The organism is Rivularia sp. PCC 7116 (genome assembly GCF_000316665.1).
In the GTDB taxonomy this organism is placed as follows: domain Bacteria; phylum Cyanobacteriota; class Cyanobacteriia; order Cyanobacteriales; family Nostocaceae; genus Rivularia.
Map to the genome: position 1 here is coordinate 7,130,698 of NC_019678.1, position 18,174 is coordinate 7,148,871.

The following is an 18,174-nucleotide window of genomic DNA, read 5'->3' on the forward strand; positions in this document are numbered from 1 at the left end:
CTATTCTACCAAATTAATTCTATGGTGTTTTGACAGCAGCCCACCGTGGAATTACATTCCTTGCTTTTAATTTCGACAGGAAAAACATTCATTGTCAAATTCTCTTTATTCCATAAGAATGTACTATAGTTCAGCGAAAACTGGTTTGGAATAGCACCGATCATTTTTTAACATAGCCAAAGATTAACGAAAAACAAACGGCAACTTTAAGACGCACTTGGTACAAGATTTAGTTTATGCTGGAAGCAGTCAAACGTTAAGAAATCTTAAATTCTGCTTTCTAGATGCTCATGCAATGCATTGTAAATCGCCGCGCTCAGTTTTCGGCTAGTCATCGATATTGGTTGCCCGAACTAAGCGAAGCAGAGAATAATGAAAAATTTGCTGCTTGTGCTAATTTTCCTGGGCACGGGCATAACTATGTTTTATTTATCTCTCTTCAGGGAGAGCTAGATGAATATGGTATGGTACTCAATCTATCTGACGTAAAAAAGGTCATAAAAAGGGAAATTACCAGTCAATTAGACTTTTCCTATCTCAATGATGTTTGGGAGGAGTTCGGGCAAACTTTACCCACAACTGAAAATATTGCACGGGTTATCTACAAACGGTTATCGTCTTATTTACCTATAGTTCGCGTGCAGTTATTTGAACATCCTCAACTTTGGGCAGATTATATGGGAAATTCAATGGAAGCTTATCTTACTGTAGGTACTCATTTTAGTGCAGCTCATAGGTTAGCTAGTCCTAAATTGAGTAAAGAAGAGAATTTAGAAATTTATGGTAAGTGCGCTCGTCCCCACGGGCACGGGCATAATTACCATTTAGAGATTACCGTTAAAGGTGAAATTGCAGAGCGTACTGGTATGTTAGTAGATTTGGGCGCTCTCAATAAAGTTATAGATGATTATGTGCTGGAACCGTTCGATCATACTTTTCTGAATAAGGATATTCCTTATTTTGCCGAAATAGTGCCTACTGCTGAAAATATAGCGCTTTATATCAGCAATACACTGCGCGAACCGATCGCTAAATTAGGGGCAACCCTTTACAAGGTTAAACTAATCGAAAGTCCGAATAACTCTTGCGAAATTTACTGTAATAATTCGGAATCTAATTTAAGTGGAGCAACACAAGAACAGCCTGTCTTAGTAAAATTGTAAATTATACAAATAGGCAGTTTTTCTAACATCGAACCCTAAGAATTTATGATTAATATAGCTATTGCAATTAATTTTCTACCATCTATTAATTTGTAATGACTATACAAGAGAAATTCTTAGGGTTTTTAGTCTAGAAAGCTTTAATTCAACAAAACTCTAATTCAAGAATAATTGCAGCATTCGCGATTGATTTTCTTGCCAAAAGATTAGTAAGTAAATTGTTGATTGGCACGGGTAATATAGCGCTTTTCATTTGAGTGCAATACAGTTTGAGAAACCTCACCCCCTTCCCCTCTCCTTATTAAGTAGAGGGGTGTATTCTATTCAACTGAGAACTGCTATAGTTCAAAGTTAGAAGTTGAGAGCTAGGATAATGGAGTGATGGGGTAATTGAGATTTTTATGAGTATCACTCTTCAATCTTTATCCCCTCACCTCTTCACTCCCTCACCTCCTTGTCCCCTTACTTCACTTTCGCAACTTTCGCAACAACAGTCCGATGGCGGGGACTATTAGGAGTAATTGTTGGAGCTTGGAAACCAGCATCAATCAAAGCTTGCTTCATGTCTAGGGTAAAGTATTCATCCAAACAAGGTTCGGTGCTTTTGAGCAAAGTGAATACGTAAGGCGGCATTTTCTTATAAACTTCAGACTGCGGATTCATGTCCATAATTGCTAAATTACCGTTAGGACGCAATATTCGTCTGGCTTCAGTAAATATTTGGCGAGTTGCTGATTGTGGCAATTCATGACAGGTGAGAAAAATTGAAACTAAATCAAATGAATTTTCAGGTAAACCTGTTGATTCGGCTAATGCATGAACCCAGTTGATATTAGTTTGTCGCTGCTGGGAACGATAATTGGCGACTGATAGAAAATAAGGTGATAAATCTAACCCAGTAACTTTGGCTTGAGGATAAATTTCTTGTAGAGCAAAGGTACTTAAACCAACTCCGCAAGCTAAATCTAAAATATCTTGTGGTTGTGGAATTTGCGGTTTAAGAACATCATGATAAGAAGCACGTAATTTTGAGTCGCCTGCTAATTCACCAGCTTTATTAAAAAGTGTAGAGTGAACTGTTAAAGCCGCAACTTCTAGTTCTAAAGCTGGTTTCCAACCGAGATTACCTTCTTCATAAGCATGGAATGAATCGAGATAATAATTGGGATAAGAAACGTTGGGGTTTTCCACTTTCTTGATTTGTGTTTCCCAATCTACGGTTTTCATTTCTTCTACTTGCTCTCTCCAAGGAACACCAACTCTTTCCCCCCGCTTAACCATCATTTGACGGGCTTGATGTTTGGCTAGATTAAACAATGGCTTGATTCCCAGCAATCCATTTATCAAGCGTGTAGAGATTGGAGTAGTATTTTTTGTAGCGATAACCATCAGTAATATTAATTAATTAAGTTCTGGATTTTGGAATTAAGAAAAAATTTGCCTGTAAGGATAATAAGCCGTCTCTGAGAATTTTGTTTTAATTTGAAAAGAATATTTAACAGAAGATGGGAATTGGGAATGGGAGAGAGAGAATATAGCGAATTTCAAGCTTCGTAGAATACAAATTATACCTCACCCTGTCCTGACGGACATCCCTCTGCTTATTAAGGTTTCAAGTGTGTTGAACTCAACTGAAAACCGCTATAAATAATTTCTAATTCCTAACTCTCGATCCAAAATTAAAAATCATAACTCCCAACCCTTATATTACGGGCTAAATCATTAATTTGCTTTTTGCTGCTGGCTACTCCTAACTATTTACTGATTACTTGTCGCTGTTCTTTTTCAACGCTAGCAACATTTCCATTTGGGTTAGAGATTTGTTGGGGCTGGTTGCGGTGACACCAATTCCGCGAATTGAGTTGAGAATAGCGGTTGCTTCTGTTGGTGGTGGAGAAAAGCGAGTGATAATCGGCAGGGCTTTTTCCATATCTAAGTAAAAGTAGCCGCCGTTTTCTTGCGGTAATGTTCCGGTTATACCTTGGAAGCTGGAACTGCCGCTAATAGGCTTAAATCCTTGGGCAGTAAGTTTTTCCGCGATGGGGCCACCAAGCGCTAGTAGGGCGGTTTTGTCGTCAAGCCAACCGTGGGCTAGTAATGCACCTTGATTGGGAATTTGCCATTCTGTGATTTGTGTTCCACCGATATTCTTTTGAGCAACCTTTAAGGATTGAGCTTTAGCTAAGTCGTCTAATTTGCTAAAGGTGGCTTCTGCTGTTTTGCGATCGCCTGTTTGAAATAGGAATGCGCCGCCGAAACCAATTTGCTTTAATAGTCCCTGTTTGACTGGGATTGCAGCGATACCAAATTCTCCATCCATCCAGCCAAATACGTCTTTATCTAAATCGATATTGACTAATTTTAATTGTGCGCGTACTTGCTGGAGTAGTACATTTAGTTCGGTGGTATCTTGTGCTTGTTCTGTAAAAGCCGTCCACCATTTACTTATGCCCCCTCCACTCACAAGGGCAATTGTATTTTGGGGAAGTTGGGATAATACTTTTCCAGATGTTTTTTCGTATTGAAATTTGACTTTTTGCGCGTCTAAGTTGGTATTGGCTTTGACTCGCAATCCATTGTCATCAACACCGATGCCAGCTACAACGGATTTTATCTGCTTCAACTGTTCTAAAGTTTGGGGTGGTATTTGCTGGACTTGGGGATTGGTGGCAACTAATTTTTTTACCATACTCGCATAGTCGGGTACGTAAACTTGGAAGAGAGTATTTTCCAGTTGAAGATTATTTCCGATGATTTGCGAAGCACCTGTTTTACTCAAAAATGATGGTTCCCCTTTGGATGTATCGATGGCTTGGTTGACAGCATTTTGTGAAGGAGAAAATAATACACGGTCATTTAATATAGTGCTATATGTAGGACTTCCTTTACCTTGGGTTTTTTGGATTGTCTGACCTTTATATTCAATTTCTTCAATTTTGACGTTTTTTTGCTGCTTGAGTTTATTGGTAAAATTCAAAGCTTCTACTTTATCTTTGATTCCTACCACCATCAAAATATTTGGATCTGCCGACGATTGAGATTTATTTTGGGCTGGCTGAACTGCTGGTGGAGGTAATACAGCTACCATGACACCACCCACCCACGGTTTTAAATCCCGATCGTAGCTAATGTTGTCATCGTTAGAAAAACTTTTATTGAAGCTTTCAACCCCCGCTGCAATTATTTTTTGCGCTTCGGGGGTTCCAAATTTTTCTAATTTTGACCAAACTGTTGGATCTGTGGCAATATATGTTGCCATCATTGCATCATCTGGAACTAGTTTTGCGCTAGCGGCTGCATCGGAAATACCTCCAGATGGTCCGCTTTTGAAATACAAGTAAGCCCCAACACCGGCTACTACTGCAACACCAGCACCAATCGCGGGGATTAAAAATTTAGGTTTAAGTTTAGACATTACAGTATTCTCTTTCTTATAACAATGACGGTGAAACTAAAAGTTAGGAGTTAGAAATTAGGAGCTATTAGTTATGTCTTCCCAATATTCCCCTTATTTCCCTGAATGTTTAATTTCTTCTTCAGCTTTTATACTTCATATTTCACATAACAGATTATCGGTATTTACTGATAAAACTAGTAGTTTTACGCACTTAACGGTTTTATATTGAGCAAAATTTACATTCACAACATAACTAGTTGAATCATACTAAAGTCATATTTTTTTATTCTCTAAAGCATTCACATAATAACTGCAAAAAATTATTCTAATCTATATAGGTTGTGCTTCAAGTATTTCTACTCACGAGAAAACAGATGAGAATTAGAATAGGTAATGCGTCTTAAAATTTAGGAGTTTGCAAAACTGGCGTTGTCATTCAACTGTGGTAAAAAACCACAAATTGTTATTTTTTATTAACTACACAGAGATTTTTCCCATAGGAAGGGAGGTAAAAATAGATGTTGCATTCAAATTTTGATACCGAAAATCAGCGTCACAAATCTTTTGTTTCACCAGGTGCAAAACCGCAATACAATCCAGATAGACCGGGACAAGTAAAGCATATTTTCCTCGATCTAAGTTTGGATATACCCAACCAAACTGTTCGCGGTACTTGTAAAATTACTCTAGCGCCGATAAGCAATGATTTAAATCGCTTACATTTAGATGCTGTCAACTTAAATATTGAGTCGGTTTTAGTAGGACAAACCCTACAGAAGTTTGATTATGATGGCGAACATCTAGATATTGAACTTAGTTCCCCAACTCAAATAAATCGCCGACTGGAAATTATTATTGCTTATTCGGTGGAAAAGCCCCAACGCGGTATTTATTTTATTCAACCGAATGAACATTATCCCAATAAGCCTACTCAAGTCTGGACTCAAGGAGAAGACGAAGATTCCAGATTTTGGTTTCCTTGCTTTGATTATCCCGGACAATTATCTACTTCAGAAATTCGTGTCAAAGTTCCTAAACCTTTAATAGCGATTTCCAATGGTGAATTGATAGATAGTGAAGATGAAGGAGAGCATAAAGTTTATCACTGGTTGCAAAAGCAAGTTCACCCTACTTATTTAATGACTCTTGCTGTGGGTAATTTTGCTGAAATTAGCGACCAATGGCAAGATAAACCCGTTATCTATTATGTTGATAAAGGACGCGAGGCAGATGCTAAACGCACTATGGGTAAAACTCCTCAAATGATGGAGTTTCTCAGCGAAAAATATGCTTATAATTATGCTTTCCCCAAATACGCACAAGTCTGCGTTGATGACTTTATTTTTGGGGGGATGGAAAATACTTCTACGACGCTATTGACGGATAGATGTTTGCTTGATGAAAAAGCAGCTGTTGACAACCGTAATGCAGAAAGTTTGGTGGTTCACGAACTTGCTCATCAATGGTTTGGGGATTTAGTTGTGATCAAGCATTGGTCCCATGCTTGGGTTAAGGAGGGGATGGCTAGTTATTCCGAGGTGATGTGGACAGAACGCGAATATGGTTCTCAAGAAGCAGATTACTATCGTTTGCAGCAAGCACGAAGGTACATTGCTGAAGACAGCAGTCGCTATCGTCGTCCGATGGTAACACACGTTTATCGGGAAGCCATCGAGCTATACGACCGTCACATTTATGAAAAAGGCTCTTGCGTTTATCATATGATAAGGGCGCAGTTAGGAGAAGATTTGTTTTGGCAGGCGATCGCTACTTTCGTTAACGATAATGCTCATCAAACTGTAGAAACTATAGATTTATTACGGGCAATTGAAAAAGCTACCGGTCGTAATTTAACATTTCTTTTTGACCAATACGTTTACCGTGGCGGACATCCTGATTTTAAGGTTGCTTATACTTGGGATGGGGATGCCAATTTAGCCAAGGTTACGGTTACTCAAACTCAGGCAGACGAGAATAAAAAGAACGAAAGTTTGTTCGATCTAAGAATTCCTATTGGTTTGGGTTATGTCAATGAAAATGGCGATTTAAAAGTTTTTACGGTAAAAGTTTCTCAGAAGGAACAGAGTTTTTACTTTCCCTTAGAGAAAAAACCCGATTTTGTCAGCTTTGATGTAGGTAATCATTATCTAAAAACTTTAACTTTAGATTTTCCGATTCCGGAGTTGAAAGCGCAGCTACTAAATGATGCAAATCCGGTTTCACGAATTTATGCTGCCGTTGCTTTGGCTAAGAAAAACAGCTTGGAAGCTGTAAAAGCCCTATCGGAGTCTTTAAAAAATGATGCTTTTTGGGGTGTACGTGTAGAAGTTGTTAAGCAGCTAGCAGAAGTGCAGCTAGAACAAGTCTTTGATATTTTAGTTGAGTATCTTAAAGATGAAAACGCCTACGTGCGGAAAGCGGTAGCGCAAGCACTGGGAAAAATTAAGACTAATTCTAGTTATGAAGCTTTGAAAAAAGTTTTATCGGCTGGGGATGATAGCTACTACGTTGAAGCTGCTGCGGCTGCTTCTATAGGTTCGATTGGGGCAACGGTGGGTGAAGACAAACCTGACGAGGCAGAAGTTGTAAAACTATTGGAGAACATTTTACAATCCAAAGCTGGTTGGAATGAAGTAGTACGTAATGGGGCTATAGCTGGTTTAGCCGAACTCAAAACTAGTGAAGCCGCTTTAAATTTAATCCTACAATACACCAAGCTTGGAGTGCCGCAACCTCTACGTTTAGGTGCAATTCGTGCTTTAGGAAAAATTTCTATTGCCCAAAACAGCGCAAGTCTAGAAAAAATTCTGGAAAGATTAAGTAAACTTTCTCAGGAAACTTTCTTTTTAACTCAAATTGCTGTAGCAAGCGCACTCGGGCAAATGGAAGATAAAAAAGCTATTGCAGTTTTACGTACTTTAGCCGAACAAACAACTGATGGAAGAGTACGTCGTTATGCAGAAGAAGAAATTGATAAAGTAATGGAAAAAACTTCATCTGATAGTGCGGTAAATGATTTACGTTCCGAACTCGAACAACTCAAAAAACAAAATAAAGAACTTAGGAGTCGTTTAGAAAATGTGGAAGCCAAAACAAAGCAGTAAGGTAATAGACTGCTAATAGCCTTCTAATAGCTAGGCGTTAAAAAAAGTCTCGAACAAAAATATTTTCCCTCTCTAATTCTAGGGAGGGTTTTAATCAATTATTTACAGGTTTTTCTGAGTTATTCTTGAGCAATATTAACTCAAAAATAAATCTGATAAATGTAAGTATTGACTGGTAAACAGTAAACTATGATACTATTTTTTAATGCATATAAAATCTAATATATGTACGATAGTTAGCATTAAAGTCAATCTTGACTAAACTTGGAGTTGCCGTTCTAATCAAATGTTTATCTAACATTTTCCAAGCTTTACTACTGATTTATAAACACTTCGGCGATATAATCAACTACTTCTCCTTATTTAACTTAACAGTCATAGCTCTATGGAATTAATATTAAGATATGTATATAGTTTGCTGATTCAGTTGCATGGTAATTTTTACTGCTATATTAACTTGATTAGTTACAAGCAGAAGCAGGTTAAGAGCTATATTTAGATTGACTTTAAATAAGAAAAGCTAAGTTATTAAGCTACTTTAAGCTGAGTTAGGGGTATTAGCTCAGTTTTACAGTACCGAGTCGCTAACAAGAAAAATTGCATATACTCCTTAACTGCTATGCATCAGATTTATATTGATATGTAGTGATATTAATTATTTTTGTGAATAGCTGAATTAGTATATAGCTATTACTGCATCAAACCTATTGTGGAAAAAAGCTTCAGTTTTTTTTTGAGAATTTACCTGACTCTCTCTCATACTTGTGCAATTTGCTCGCATCAGAATAGTTCTGAATGATGTTTCCTCTATAGAAATAAATTAAGGAAATAATCCTGCATAAAAATAAAAAACCTGAATTATAATTGATTTTTAGTGGCAGATTTGTTACAAGTAACTATTTATATAGTATGGTTTATACCTAAACACTTTTCCACCATGTTGTTGTCTTATTGATTCAAAGTAAATTAATTACATTAGGGTTTTTACGGAATGCTATATTAAGATATTATAAAGCAAATACGCTTAGCGCTGTAGCTTTGTTTTTTCCCTTACAAAAATATTGTATGCTAACATACATTTCGCTGTTGAAAGAATTATTTTATACCCTATGCGTAAAAATTTAATGAAGATTGGGTTAGCTTCAGTGATTTTGCAGATCATTAATATTACGATTTGAATGGCGCGATCGTTTTTCTATGCACAGATAGTATTTTTTTTAGCGTACTACCTGGGTTTAAAAATATTTTCGTACTTTAAAAAGACTGCTAAAATTGCTGTGAAAAATTGATTGCCCAAAATAAATCGGTTAGCGCAAATAAAAATATTACTATGGTCTGAGTAAAATTTTTGTTCAAGGGGCTATTTTTATATCAAGGAATAGATATCCAAGCGGTATTTTCATGTCACGGTCGAAAAATGCACGTCTAATATTATTGTGCAGGGTGTTTAAGGATGCGTAAGCCTGTTTTAACAATTTTTTACCAATATAATCCTTGGAATACAACTATTGGAGGAATACAAACATTAATTAACACTTTTATTAAGTATGCTCCTTCAAATTTTGAGGTGAGGCTTGTTGGAACGGCTAATAGTAAAGATGAAACTTTAGGTAGATGGCAAAAAAAACAATTTGTAGGGAGAGAAATTGATTTTTTACCTTTGTTCGTAGTAGAAGATGATAACGTCAGAGGTCTAGTGCCGACGACGGTTAAGTATACTCACGCAATGTTGGGACGTTGTTATGCCTCTGATTTCATGCATTTTTACAGATTAGAACCCACAATAGCTGCTTTCAAATGGAAAGGAGAAAAAACACTATTTATTCAGAATGATATAGAAAAGCAGATGACATCTGCTAATGATAAAAATGCGATTTTGTGGCGACGCTTGCCTGCGGCTTATTTTGCTTTAGAACGGGCTTTAGTTGGACAGTTTGACTATATTTATTCTTGCAATAGCGACTCCATGAAGCTTTATCAACAACGTTATCCTGATATATCCAGTAGGGTAAGTCTGTTGAACAACACTTTTGATGAAAAAGTATTTTATCCAGTTTCTCAGGAGGAGCGCGATCGCCAAAGGTGCAAATTAGCTCAAAAGCTGAACTTAGGCGAAGATAAGCGATTTGTGTTGTTTGCAGGAAGACTACATCCGCAAAAAGATCCCTTATTGCTGATACGCTCTATAAAAGCATTAAATGACAATAAAGTTCATTTATTAATTGCAGGAGAGGGTGAACTAACCGCTCAAGTACGCAACGAAATTAGCTTATTGGGAATTGAAAACCAAGTAACGATGTTAGGAGTAGTTCAACAAAAAGAACTATCCGATTTACATCGTGCTTGTAGTGCAGTTGTTTTAACCAGTGCCTTTGAAGGATTACCATTTGTGGTTTTAGAGGCTCTTGCTTGCGGAACTCCAATAGTAACCACCGAAGCTGGAGAAACTCCTTCTTTGTTGTCTCCTAATAGTGGAGTTGTCTGTTCTCAACGAACACCAGAATGCATTGCTTCGGCTTTGCTTCAAGTTGTTATGCATCCAGAAAACTATCCAGTTGAGGAATGCGTCAGAATCGCCGCTCCCTATGCTGCAAGTAACGTAGTTAATGGGGTTTACAGTCAAATGTGGCAACGTTGGGAAAAACGATTAAAACAATCTGTGAGCGTTTAGCAGTTATAAACTATCTTGAGAGCAAAGACGAGCAAAAGATGAAAATTGCTGTAATTGGTGCAAAAGGTCTACCCCCCAGACAAGGCGGCGTTGAACATTATTGTGCGGAAGTGTTTCCCCGCATGGTAGCTCGAGGTCATAGTGTAGATTTGTTTGCTCGCTCTTCTTATACCGATAGTTCTTGGCTAGAGAACTATGATTATGAGGGTGTGAAAGTCATATCTTTACCTGATGTAAGCATGAGGGGTGTAGATGCTTTTGTTACTTCTGCCCTGGGTTCCGTAGCAGCAGTAGGTAGCAAATATGACATAATTCATTTTCAGGCTCTTGGCCCTTCTTTGTTTACAGGCTTATCGAAAGTTACAGCAACATCAAAAATTGTCGTAACATGTCATGGATTGGACTGGCAAAGAGCTAAATGGGGTAATTTTTCGACTCGTTTAATAAAAATGGGCGAACAAACAGCAGTACGCTGTGCCGATGGAATAATCGCTGTCTCGGATGCTTTAAAAACCTACTTTATGCAAACTTATGGTAGGGAAGTTGTATATATTCCAACTGCTCCGGCTAACTATGCAAGGTCAGATCCAGATTTTAATTATGGTAGTAACTTAGGGCTTGAGCGGGAACGGTATATGTTGTTTCTGGGTAGATTGGTACCGGAAAAACGTCCCGACTTGCTCTTAGAAGCATTTACAAAGTTGCAACCAAAAAATTGGAAGCTGGTTTTAGCTGGAGGTGTGAGTAATACAAAGTCTTTTACCTCAGAATTGTTGCAGAAAGTCGCAGATAACCGCAACATAATATTTGCAGGGGAATTAAGAGGAGCGCGTTTAGCCGAAATAGTCCGGGGGGCTGGACTATTCGTTCTACCTTCAGATGTGGAAGGATTGCCGATGGCGATGTTGGAAGCAATGCGCGAAGGCATTCCCATATTGGCAAGCAATATTCCACCCCATAAGCAGTTGATTGCAGGGGGAAGAGGCAGGCTTTTTGAAGCAGACTGCTTGGAATCTTGTATGCGGGAATTATCCTGGGCTACCGAGAATTCAACTGATATGGCAGCGATGGCTGAAAACGCACAAAAATACGTAACTGCAAACTATAGCTGGGACTACATTACAGACGAAACCTTGAAATTATACAAAACCCTAGCAGGTTCAGTTTCAGAAGTTGACATACAGGCTGATGAAAAAGGATTAGCGGGAGTTTTAAAAGACTAAGGAATTAGGAATGGGGCATTGGAGCATTTTCTGACCAAAATACCAGAACAGCACATGCCCCGCGTTTTTAAACCGGGGTAAGCTGAATAGCCCCCTAAATCCCCCAAAACTGGGGGACTTGAAAATACATTTCTCCCCGCGAGATGAAAACTATGAAAATATGGGAAAACCTCTCTCAACCAGCCATTGTGGATGTCACAACGACTCGTGTGGGCAGGAATTTGGGCGGTAACAAAGAATTTTGGGTAAAACTAGTATGTATTTCCGCCCAAATTCCCAGGTTTTCCCATATTTTCAAGGAACAGTTGTAACCCAAAATTGGGGTTGGGGGGCTATTCATATTTTTAATCAGCAACGCCGCTTATTTCCTTCCTAACAAACGTTATTTAAACAGGTATATGTAATGGAAAAAGGTATTTCATCTTTGCTAACAATCGTAATGCGCCGAAGTTTACCAGCCTTGGCTACTTTTGTTGCAGTTATGGGTGGGGCTTTTGCTTACCTCAGCATTACGCCGCGTGTTTATGAAACTTCGGCACGGTTAATGCTTGATGAAAAACAAATTAGTGTGTCGGAGTTGGGTAGAGATTTAACGCAAGTTGCAAATAGTACCCCTGGTGGTCCTAGTCCTTTAGCCGATCAAGCAGAGCTAGTAAAATCGCAAAGGGTTTTAGAGAAAGCAATTAAGATATTTAGTTCCCAATACAAAATTAAAAACGATCAGAATTTTGGTAAAGACGGTTTAACTTCGGAATACTTGCGGAAAAATTTAAGCGTCAAAATAGTCCCCGCAACCAACATTCTGCAAATAAGCTATGAAAATCAAGACCCCCTTTTAGCTGCGAGACTGCTAAATGCCGTATCCAGCGCGATGGTGGAATACGATATTAAAGCTATAAGTTCTGAGGCTACAAAGGTAAAAGATTTTTTAGAAAATAAACAGCTGCCAATTGCTAGAAAGAAGTTGCGGGAAGCAGAAGCGACTGAAAGTCAATATAGACAAGCCAGCGGTATTGTTTCCTTTGCAGAACAAACCGAATCTTTGGTAGAGAACTTGTCATCTCTCGAAGAACAGGAGCGAACCCTGAGCGCTTTACTCGAACAAGTGCGATCGCAAGAAAATTCTTTACGACAAATTACGAATGCTGATAGCTTAAATAGTGCTTATTCTTCAGTTCGTAGTGGTTCGGATGAAGAATTAGTTAAAATGCGGGCTAATTTGGCAGAATTAGAACGAGAATTTGTAGAAGCACGTTTGCGGTTTACTTTTAATCATCCCAAACTAATCGAGTTATCTCAGAAGCGAAATGCTTTTCGTCAAATGTACGAACAGCAATTAGCGAATGTATCCAACACCAATAATTCTGTTCGCGATAATCAAATAGCTTCTGACGAAATTTCTCAGGAATTAACTTCTAAATTAATTACCAATGAAATTGAGCGTTTAGCTGTTGAAAGGAAATTAGCAGTAGTGCGGGCACAAACTGCCGATTTAAAAGCTCGCGTAGCTCAACTACCAATTAAACAACAGCCTTTAACCGCGCTCGTGCGGCAACGTGAAGAATCCGCTTCCACCTTAAAATTTTTGCAGGGTAAGTTAGAAGAAGCACGTCTTGCTCAAGCGCAAAAAGTCAGCAATATTCGGATTATAGAATCAGCAACAGTTCCAGAATCGCCATCTTCACCGAAAAAGCCGGTTGTTTTGGCACTTGCTACGATTTTCGGAGGTATTTTAGCAACTGGTGTCATATTACTGCTGGAATTAATGGATAACACTTTGAGAGATGCCAGGGATGCAGAACAACTGCTTAACCTGCCACTGCTCGGAGTATTACCCCGTCTGCCAGGAAAAACTTTAGTTTTGGAACCTTCAGACAGATTTTTAGACCAAGTAGGCTTGGTAGAACCTTATCGAATGCTGTTTAAAACTTTGGAGTTTCGCAGTGACGATGAGTTGCAAAAAATTGTAGTTAGCAGTACTATCTCCGGTGAAGGTAAATCAGTAGTTGTTTCCCACTTAGCTGCTGTCTCGGCAATGTTGTCTCGAAAAACACTCGTAATTGATGCCGATTTACGCAGACCGGTACAGCATACTTTGTTTAATTTACCACCGAAGCCTGGAATTACCGAGATAATTGAAGGCAGAAGGAATTTTGCTAACGCCATACAGAAAACAGATGTAGACAACTTAGATGTATTAACCTGTGGCGAACTACATGGAAGACCTTCGCAGTTGTTAGAGTCGGTAGAGATGAAGTTGATATTAGAAGAAGCTGCAAAAGAATACGATTTAGTGATTATAGATACTCCTCCGGTTAGTGCTTGTGCTGATGCCGCAACTTTGGGTAAACAAGGTGATGGAGTTGTTTTAGTAACACGTCCCAGCTTTACCAACAAAGAAATGCTGCAAAAAGCGGTATCGGAATTAACTAGCAATCACATTCCGATTTTGGGAGTGGTAGTAAATGGAATGTCTAATCTCACAGAAAAATATTACCGCTATCCCGTCAAGAGTTACCAACCTACGAAACATCTGACTGCTGGGAGAAGAAGATAGTAGCAGCGAGCAGTGAACAGTGAACAGTGAACAGTTAGCAGTTAGCAGTTAGCAGTTGAGAGTTAAAAATAATTTATTGTCCTTTTTCACCTTCCTCTCCCGATGCCCAATGCCCAATGCCCAATTCCCAATTACCAATTACCAATTATTAATTATCAATTACCAATTAAGAGCTAAACATGTTAAGCAATGGAGAGTTAAGTGCTTCGTTTTATTTGTCAGTCTTGGTAGGGTTGATAGGGGTTGGCATCGGTGTAACTGTGGGATTCGGGGCTGGTGCTGTACCTGTTTATATTGGTTTACTTTTGGGTGTAGTCGGAGTAGTCGTATTCTTTTTTGCTCGGTTTGAACAAGCGGTACTAACTTTATTAATTTTACGCAGTTCTTTAGATCCTTTTTCCGCACAACAGGTACCTGCTGCTTTTGCAATTGGATTAGACTTACTAACCATACTTTATGTGGTAGTCCAACTATTATTAAGACAAAAAATTAAGACAGATAAATTTTTCTGGTTTTTTGCTGCGTGGGTAGGATTTTTGGGAATATGGGTAGTGCTGCCGCTAGTCGGTTGGGGATTATTAGGAACAACTTACCTCATAGATGGCATAAGAGAATGGACGCGGATATTCTCTTGGTTGATAGTGTATCTGTTGGTAATGCAGTTAAAGGAGAAGATTCATCCGGAAAAAGCGATAACGGTTTTATTTTTTAGCCTTTTAGTACCTTTAACAGTTGGATTATTGCAACTAGCTATACCTTCAAATCTTCCTGCTGCTATAACCTGTAATAATTGTCTCAATTCAACTTTAGGACATCCAAGTACTTTCGGTACTTTTTTATTTTTATTTATTAGCTTCACATTATGGAAACTGGGATATGTAAGAGAAAGACGCTGGTTATGGTTGACGCTGCTGGGAATTTTGGCGTTTTTTATGGTGATGACAAAATCTCTGACTAGTTTAATTATGATGTCAGTATTTTTAATCAGTTTAATTATTCCTAAATTGAATTTATTAAAGCTGATTGGGGGACTTTTATTTATCGCAATGGTATTTTACCTATTTGGGAGTACTGAATTAGGAAGCGAAAAGTTGGCTGCACTGCTAGAAACGCCAATTTTTAACCAAGATTTAGATCTATCACGAACAATCTTACTATCATTTGGAGATGGAAACAGTGCTAATTGGCGAATTGCTCAATGGTCTTTTTTGATAGATGCTTGGAAAGAGTCGCCACTTTTGGGGTATGGTTTAGGAACAAGTAAATATATTACTTATTTTCAAAATTATGCTCATAACGACTATCTAAGATTCCTTGCAGAAACTGGCATTATCGGATTTACAAGTTTCATGATATTTTTAGGAGTACAAATTGCTTTTCTAATTAAATATCTGCGAAATTCACCATTAGGAAGTCCCCGTAGAAGACTTTGCGTAACAATGATATCTATTTTTGCCGCAGTGTTTCTAGGAATGGCAACTGATAATGTTTGGAGTCATACAACTTTATTTTTCTATTGGTGGCTGCTATTTGCAATTGTTGGTTGGGGGGAGGAAGAGATGGTTAAGTGGTAATGGGTAATTGGGCATTGGGCATTGGGCATTGGGCATTGGGCATTAAAAATAATTAACTGTTAACTACTCACTGCTAACTGCTAACTGATAAAAAATTTAGCTGATTGCTGATGATTCAAGCCTTCCGAGCCAATATTCACTGATAGATTTGGAGTTTGATCGAGTGATTCAAGAATTAATTAGATCTACAGGCGATCGCCTGAAAGTAAATAATAAAAAGAATAAAAAAGATTCTTACAAGATTACGATTATTCATCCGAGTGCAGGTGTTAATTGGAGTGGTGGCTCGGAAATTTTTGCTATTGAAATAGCTCGTCGTCTATCAACTTACTTCGACGTACAACTTTTAAGTGGTGCTGAATGCGGTGATTTTTCTCGTATTTCTGGAGGTATTCCTCGCGCTTACACTTACGATTTAATCAATCAGCCACTGATTAAAAATTTTGTTCATCGCTTTGCGAATCATCCTGAGATTATTATAGAACATTTAACCAATTTTTTACCTTGTTTTATTCATTGTTTAACTAATCCTACAGATTTGATATTTCCTTGTAACGATTATGGTGGTTTAGCAGTAGCTGCTGCTGTACGTGCAATTAAGGGTACCCCCATACTTTATACCGAACATAATAGTTTATTAGCCCAAGGCAAATGTTTAACAAGAAACTTGCGTTTTTCTCCCGATCGTTTAATAGTTTATAATGATAAAACTGCTGCGTTTGCTCGTAATATTAAAAGCAAACAACAGGTAAGCATTATTCCAAATGGAGTCGATTTAGAAAAATTTACTCCTCAAGGCAGCAAGATAGATTTCGGTCTAAATAAACCAATTGTATTATGTGTCGCTTCTTTAAATCGTAATAATCACAAACGGGTAGATTTAGCAATTAACGCCGTTTCTCATTTGCCTCAAGCCAGTTTAGTATTGTGTGGAGATGGTCCAGACAAAGATTATTTTCAGTCAGAAGGCGATAGATTACTCGGTTCAAATCGTTTTAAAATATGCACTTTCCCCTTTGATAAAATGCCAGAGGTTTATCGCAGTGCCGATATATTTACGCTTCCTTCCATCAACGAACCTTTCGGTTTTGCTTATATTGAAGCAATGGCTAGTGGTTTACCCGTAGTCGCCACAGATGACGAAATGCGTCGCTATATTATTGGTAGTTGCGGTATTTTATGCGATGTGACTAACCCACAAATATACGCACAAGCATTATCTCAAGTGTTGCAAGCAAATTTGCAGCTAAATCCACAAATTAATGCCTTAAGATTCAGTTGGGATGCAGTCGCATTAAAGTATCGCGATGTCATTTTAAACACTATTAAAAAAATATATAGCTAAACTCCATAGATGCTATGATTTAAATCAATCAACAAAATTATTTTGCCAAAAAATATACCTTTATACAGAAGTAAATATATAAAATAATACATAGCATCCTATTAAGGAGTTATTTAGCAAAGAGGTTTGATTTAAATGCCATGTTGTTCTATTATTATTCCTGCTTATAACGCTATCAAATATTTGCCAGCAACTTTAGAAAGTGCATTGAGGCAGAGTTTTACGGATTTTGAAGTTTTAATTATTGATGATGGAAGTTACGATAATATTGTAGAGTGGGCTTCTGAAATTAAAGACCCGCGAGTGAGATTTCTTTCTCAACAAAACAAAGGTGTTTCAGCTGCAAGAAATTTAGGCATTAAAAAAGCGAAAGGAGAATATATTGCATTTCTTGACGCTGATGATTTATGGGAACCTACAAAACTAGAAAAACAGTTGCAGCTTTTTAAGAATAATCTCTCATTAGGCTTAGTGCATACTGCAATGCTTATAATTGACGAACAAAGTAAATCTTTAGGAAGGATATTTACATCTAACGTGGAAGGTAATGCTCTAGAAAAATTATTAGAGCAAAATACAATAGTGACTTCTTCAGTAATAGTTCGTCATAGCTGTTTGCAAGCGGTAGGAAATTTCGATGAAAATTTAACTTCCTCCGAAGATTGGGAACTTTGGGTTCGTATTGCTTCGCGTTATTCCATAGCGCAAATAAAGGAACCTTTAGTTTATTATCGTCAACATGCCAACAATACAACCAAAAATTGGCAAATGCTCGAACAAGATTTATCTTCCATCGAGCAAGTATTCCAATCTGTACCGGGGGAATTATCCGATATAAAAAAACGTACTTATGCTTATGCCAATATTTATTTAGCTTGGAAAGCTTTAGAAACTGGGTACTGCCAGCAAGCAGCCTATTTTCGCAATCAATCTATCAAGCATTATTTTAATATACTTTTTTGTGCTAATTTTATTCGTTTAAGCTTAGCGATCGCCCTGCTACAAATCTTCGGAAACAATGGTTTTAGCCGGATAAAATCAATGATTTACACTGTTCGTCGGCGTTTTTCTACCGTGAAATTATAACAATATAATTTGATAGATAAAGTTAGGAGTACCCAAGAAGAAGGGAAAAGATAG

At 37.8% G+C, this 18,174-nt stretch carries 10 protein-coding genes; 8 read left to right on the forward strand and 2 right to left on the reverse strand.

All coding sequences use genetic code 11. From position 1 onward, the window contains the following. Positions 1-290: 290 nt before the first annotated feature. On the forward strand, positions 291-1,163 hold the full coding sequence (locus tag RIV7116_RS27430; RefSeq protein ID WP_015121589.1) for a 6-carboxytetrahydropterin synthase: 873 nt from the start codon (positions 291-293) through the stop codon (positions 1,161-1,163). A gap of 462 nt (positions 1,164-1,625) precedes the next feature. Here RIV7116_RS27430 and RIV7116_RS27435 read toward each other — a convergent pair whose 3' ends face one another. Both RIV7116_RS27435 and RIV7116_RS27440 read right to left on the reverse strand, forming a co-directional pair. Beyond that, the gene (locus tag RIV7116_RS27435) at positions 1,626-2,552 is read right to left on the reverse strand and encodes a class I SAM-dependent methyltransferase (protein WP_015121590.1); all 927 of its coding nucleotides are present in this window, start codon (positions 2,550-2,552) and stop codon (positions 1,626-1,628) included. Between the two features lie 376 nt (positions 2,553-2,928). Continuing rightward, entirely contained in the window at positions 2,929-4,578 is a 1,650-nt protein-coding gene (locus RIV7116_RS27440; RefSeq protein ID WP_015121591.1) for a DUF3352 domain-containing protein, read from the reverse strand. A gap of 500 nt (positions 4,579-5,078) precedes the next feature. Here RIV7116_RS27440 and RIV7116_RS27445 point away from each other — a divergent pair, with 500 nt between their 5' ends. From RIV7116_RS27445 to RIV7116_RS27475, 7 genes are all read left to right on the forward strand, one after another. Continuing rightward, positions 5,079-7,664 carry a M1 family metallopeptidase gene (locus RIV7116_RS27445; protein ID WP_015121592.1) on the forward strand — a complete coding sequence of 862 codons (2,586 nt, stop codon included), beginning with the start codon at positions 5,079-5,081 and terminating at the stop codon, positions 7,662-7,664. A 1,453-nt stretch (positions 7,665-9,117) separates the two neighbouring features. Then, positions 9,118-10,335, forward strand: coding sequence for a glycosyltransferase family 4 protein (locus tag RIV7116_RS27450; RefSeq protein ID WP_015121593.1), 1,218 nt, complete (start codon positions 9,118-9,120; stop codon positions 10,333-10,335). A gap of 38 nt (positions 10,336-10,373) precedes the next feature. Next, positions 10,374-11,558 (forward strand): glycosyltransferase family 4 protein, encoded by a 1,185-nt coding sequence (locus RIV7116_RS27455; RefSeq protein ID WP_015121594.1) that lies wholly within the window; start codon positions 10,374-10,376, stop codon positions 11,556-11,558. A gap of 403 nt (positions 11,559-11,961) precedes the next feature. Continuing rightward, a complete protein-coding gene (locus RIV7116_RS27460) occupies positions 11,962-14,115 on the forward strand; it encodes a polysaccharide biosynthesis tyrosine autokinase (RefSeq protein ID WP_015121595.1) in 2,154 nt (717 codons plus the stop codon). A 179-nt stretch (positions 14,116-14,294) separates the two neighbouring features. After that, positions 14,295-15,689 (forward strand): O-antigen ligase, encoded by a 1,395-nt coding sequence (locus tag RIV7116_RS27465; protein WP_015121596.1) that lies wholly within the window; start codon positions 14,295-14,297, stop codon positions 15,687-15,689. Between the two features lie 163 nt (positions 15,690-15,852). Next, positions 15,853-17,034 (forward strand): glycosyltransferase, encoded by a 1,182-nt coding sequence (locus RIV7116_RS27470; protein WP_015121597.1) that lies wholly within the window; start codon positions 15,853-15,855, stop codon positions 17,032-17,034. A gap of 135 nt (positions 17,035-17,169) precedes the next feature. Further along, positions 17,170-18,120, forward strand: a complete 951-nt coding sequence (locus tag RIV7116_RS27475) for a glycosyltransferase (RefSeq protein ID WP_015121598.1) — start codon at positions 17,170-17,172, stop codon at positions 18,118-18,120. The last annotated feature ends 54 nt before the right edge of the window (positions 18,121-18,174 follow it).

Bases quoted from the DNA above. Each gene is read 5' to 3' on its own strand.
- RIV7116_RS27450 (WP_015121593.1), top strand. From the start codon at position 9,118: ATGCGTAAGCCTGTTTTAACAATTTTTTACCAATATAATCCTTGGAAT.
- RIV7116_RS27460 (WP_015121595.1), top strand. From the start codon at position 11,962: ATGGAAAAAGGTATTTCATCTTTGCTAACAATCGTAATGCGCCGAAGT.
- RIV7116_RS27475 (WP_015121598.1), top strand. From the start codon at position 17,170: ATGCCATGTTGTTCTATTATTATTCCTGCTTATAACGCTATCAAATAT.
- RIV7116_RS27435 (WP_015121590.1), bottom strand. From the start codon at position 2,552: ATGGTTATCGCTACAAAAAATACTACTCCAATCTCTACACGCTTGATA.
- RIV7116_RS27465 (WP_015121596.1), top strand. From the start codon at position 14,295: ATGTTAAGCAATGGAGAGTTAAGTGCTTCGTTTTATTTGTCAGTCTTG.
- RIV7116_RS27445 (WP_015121592.1), top strand. From the start codon at position 5,079: ATGTTGCATTCAAATTTTGATACCGAAAATCAGCGTCACAAATCTTTT.
- RIV7116_RS27440 (WP_015121591.1), bottom strand. From the start codon at position 4,578: ATGTCTAAACTTAAACCTAAATTTTTAATCCCCGCGATTGGTGCTGGT.
- RIV7116_RS27455 (WP_015121594.1), top strand. From the start codon at position 10,374: ATGAAAATTGCTGTAATTGGTGCAAAAGGTCTACCCCCCAGACAAGGC.
- RIV7116_RS27430 (WP_015121589.1), top strand. From the start codon at position 291: ATGCAATGCATTGTAAATCGCCGCGCTCAGTTTTCGGCTAGTCATCGA.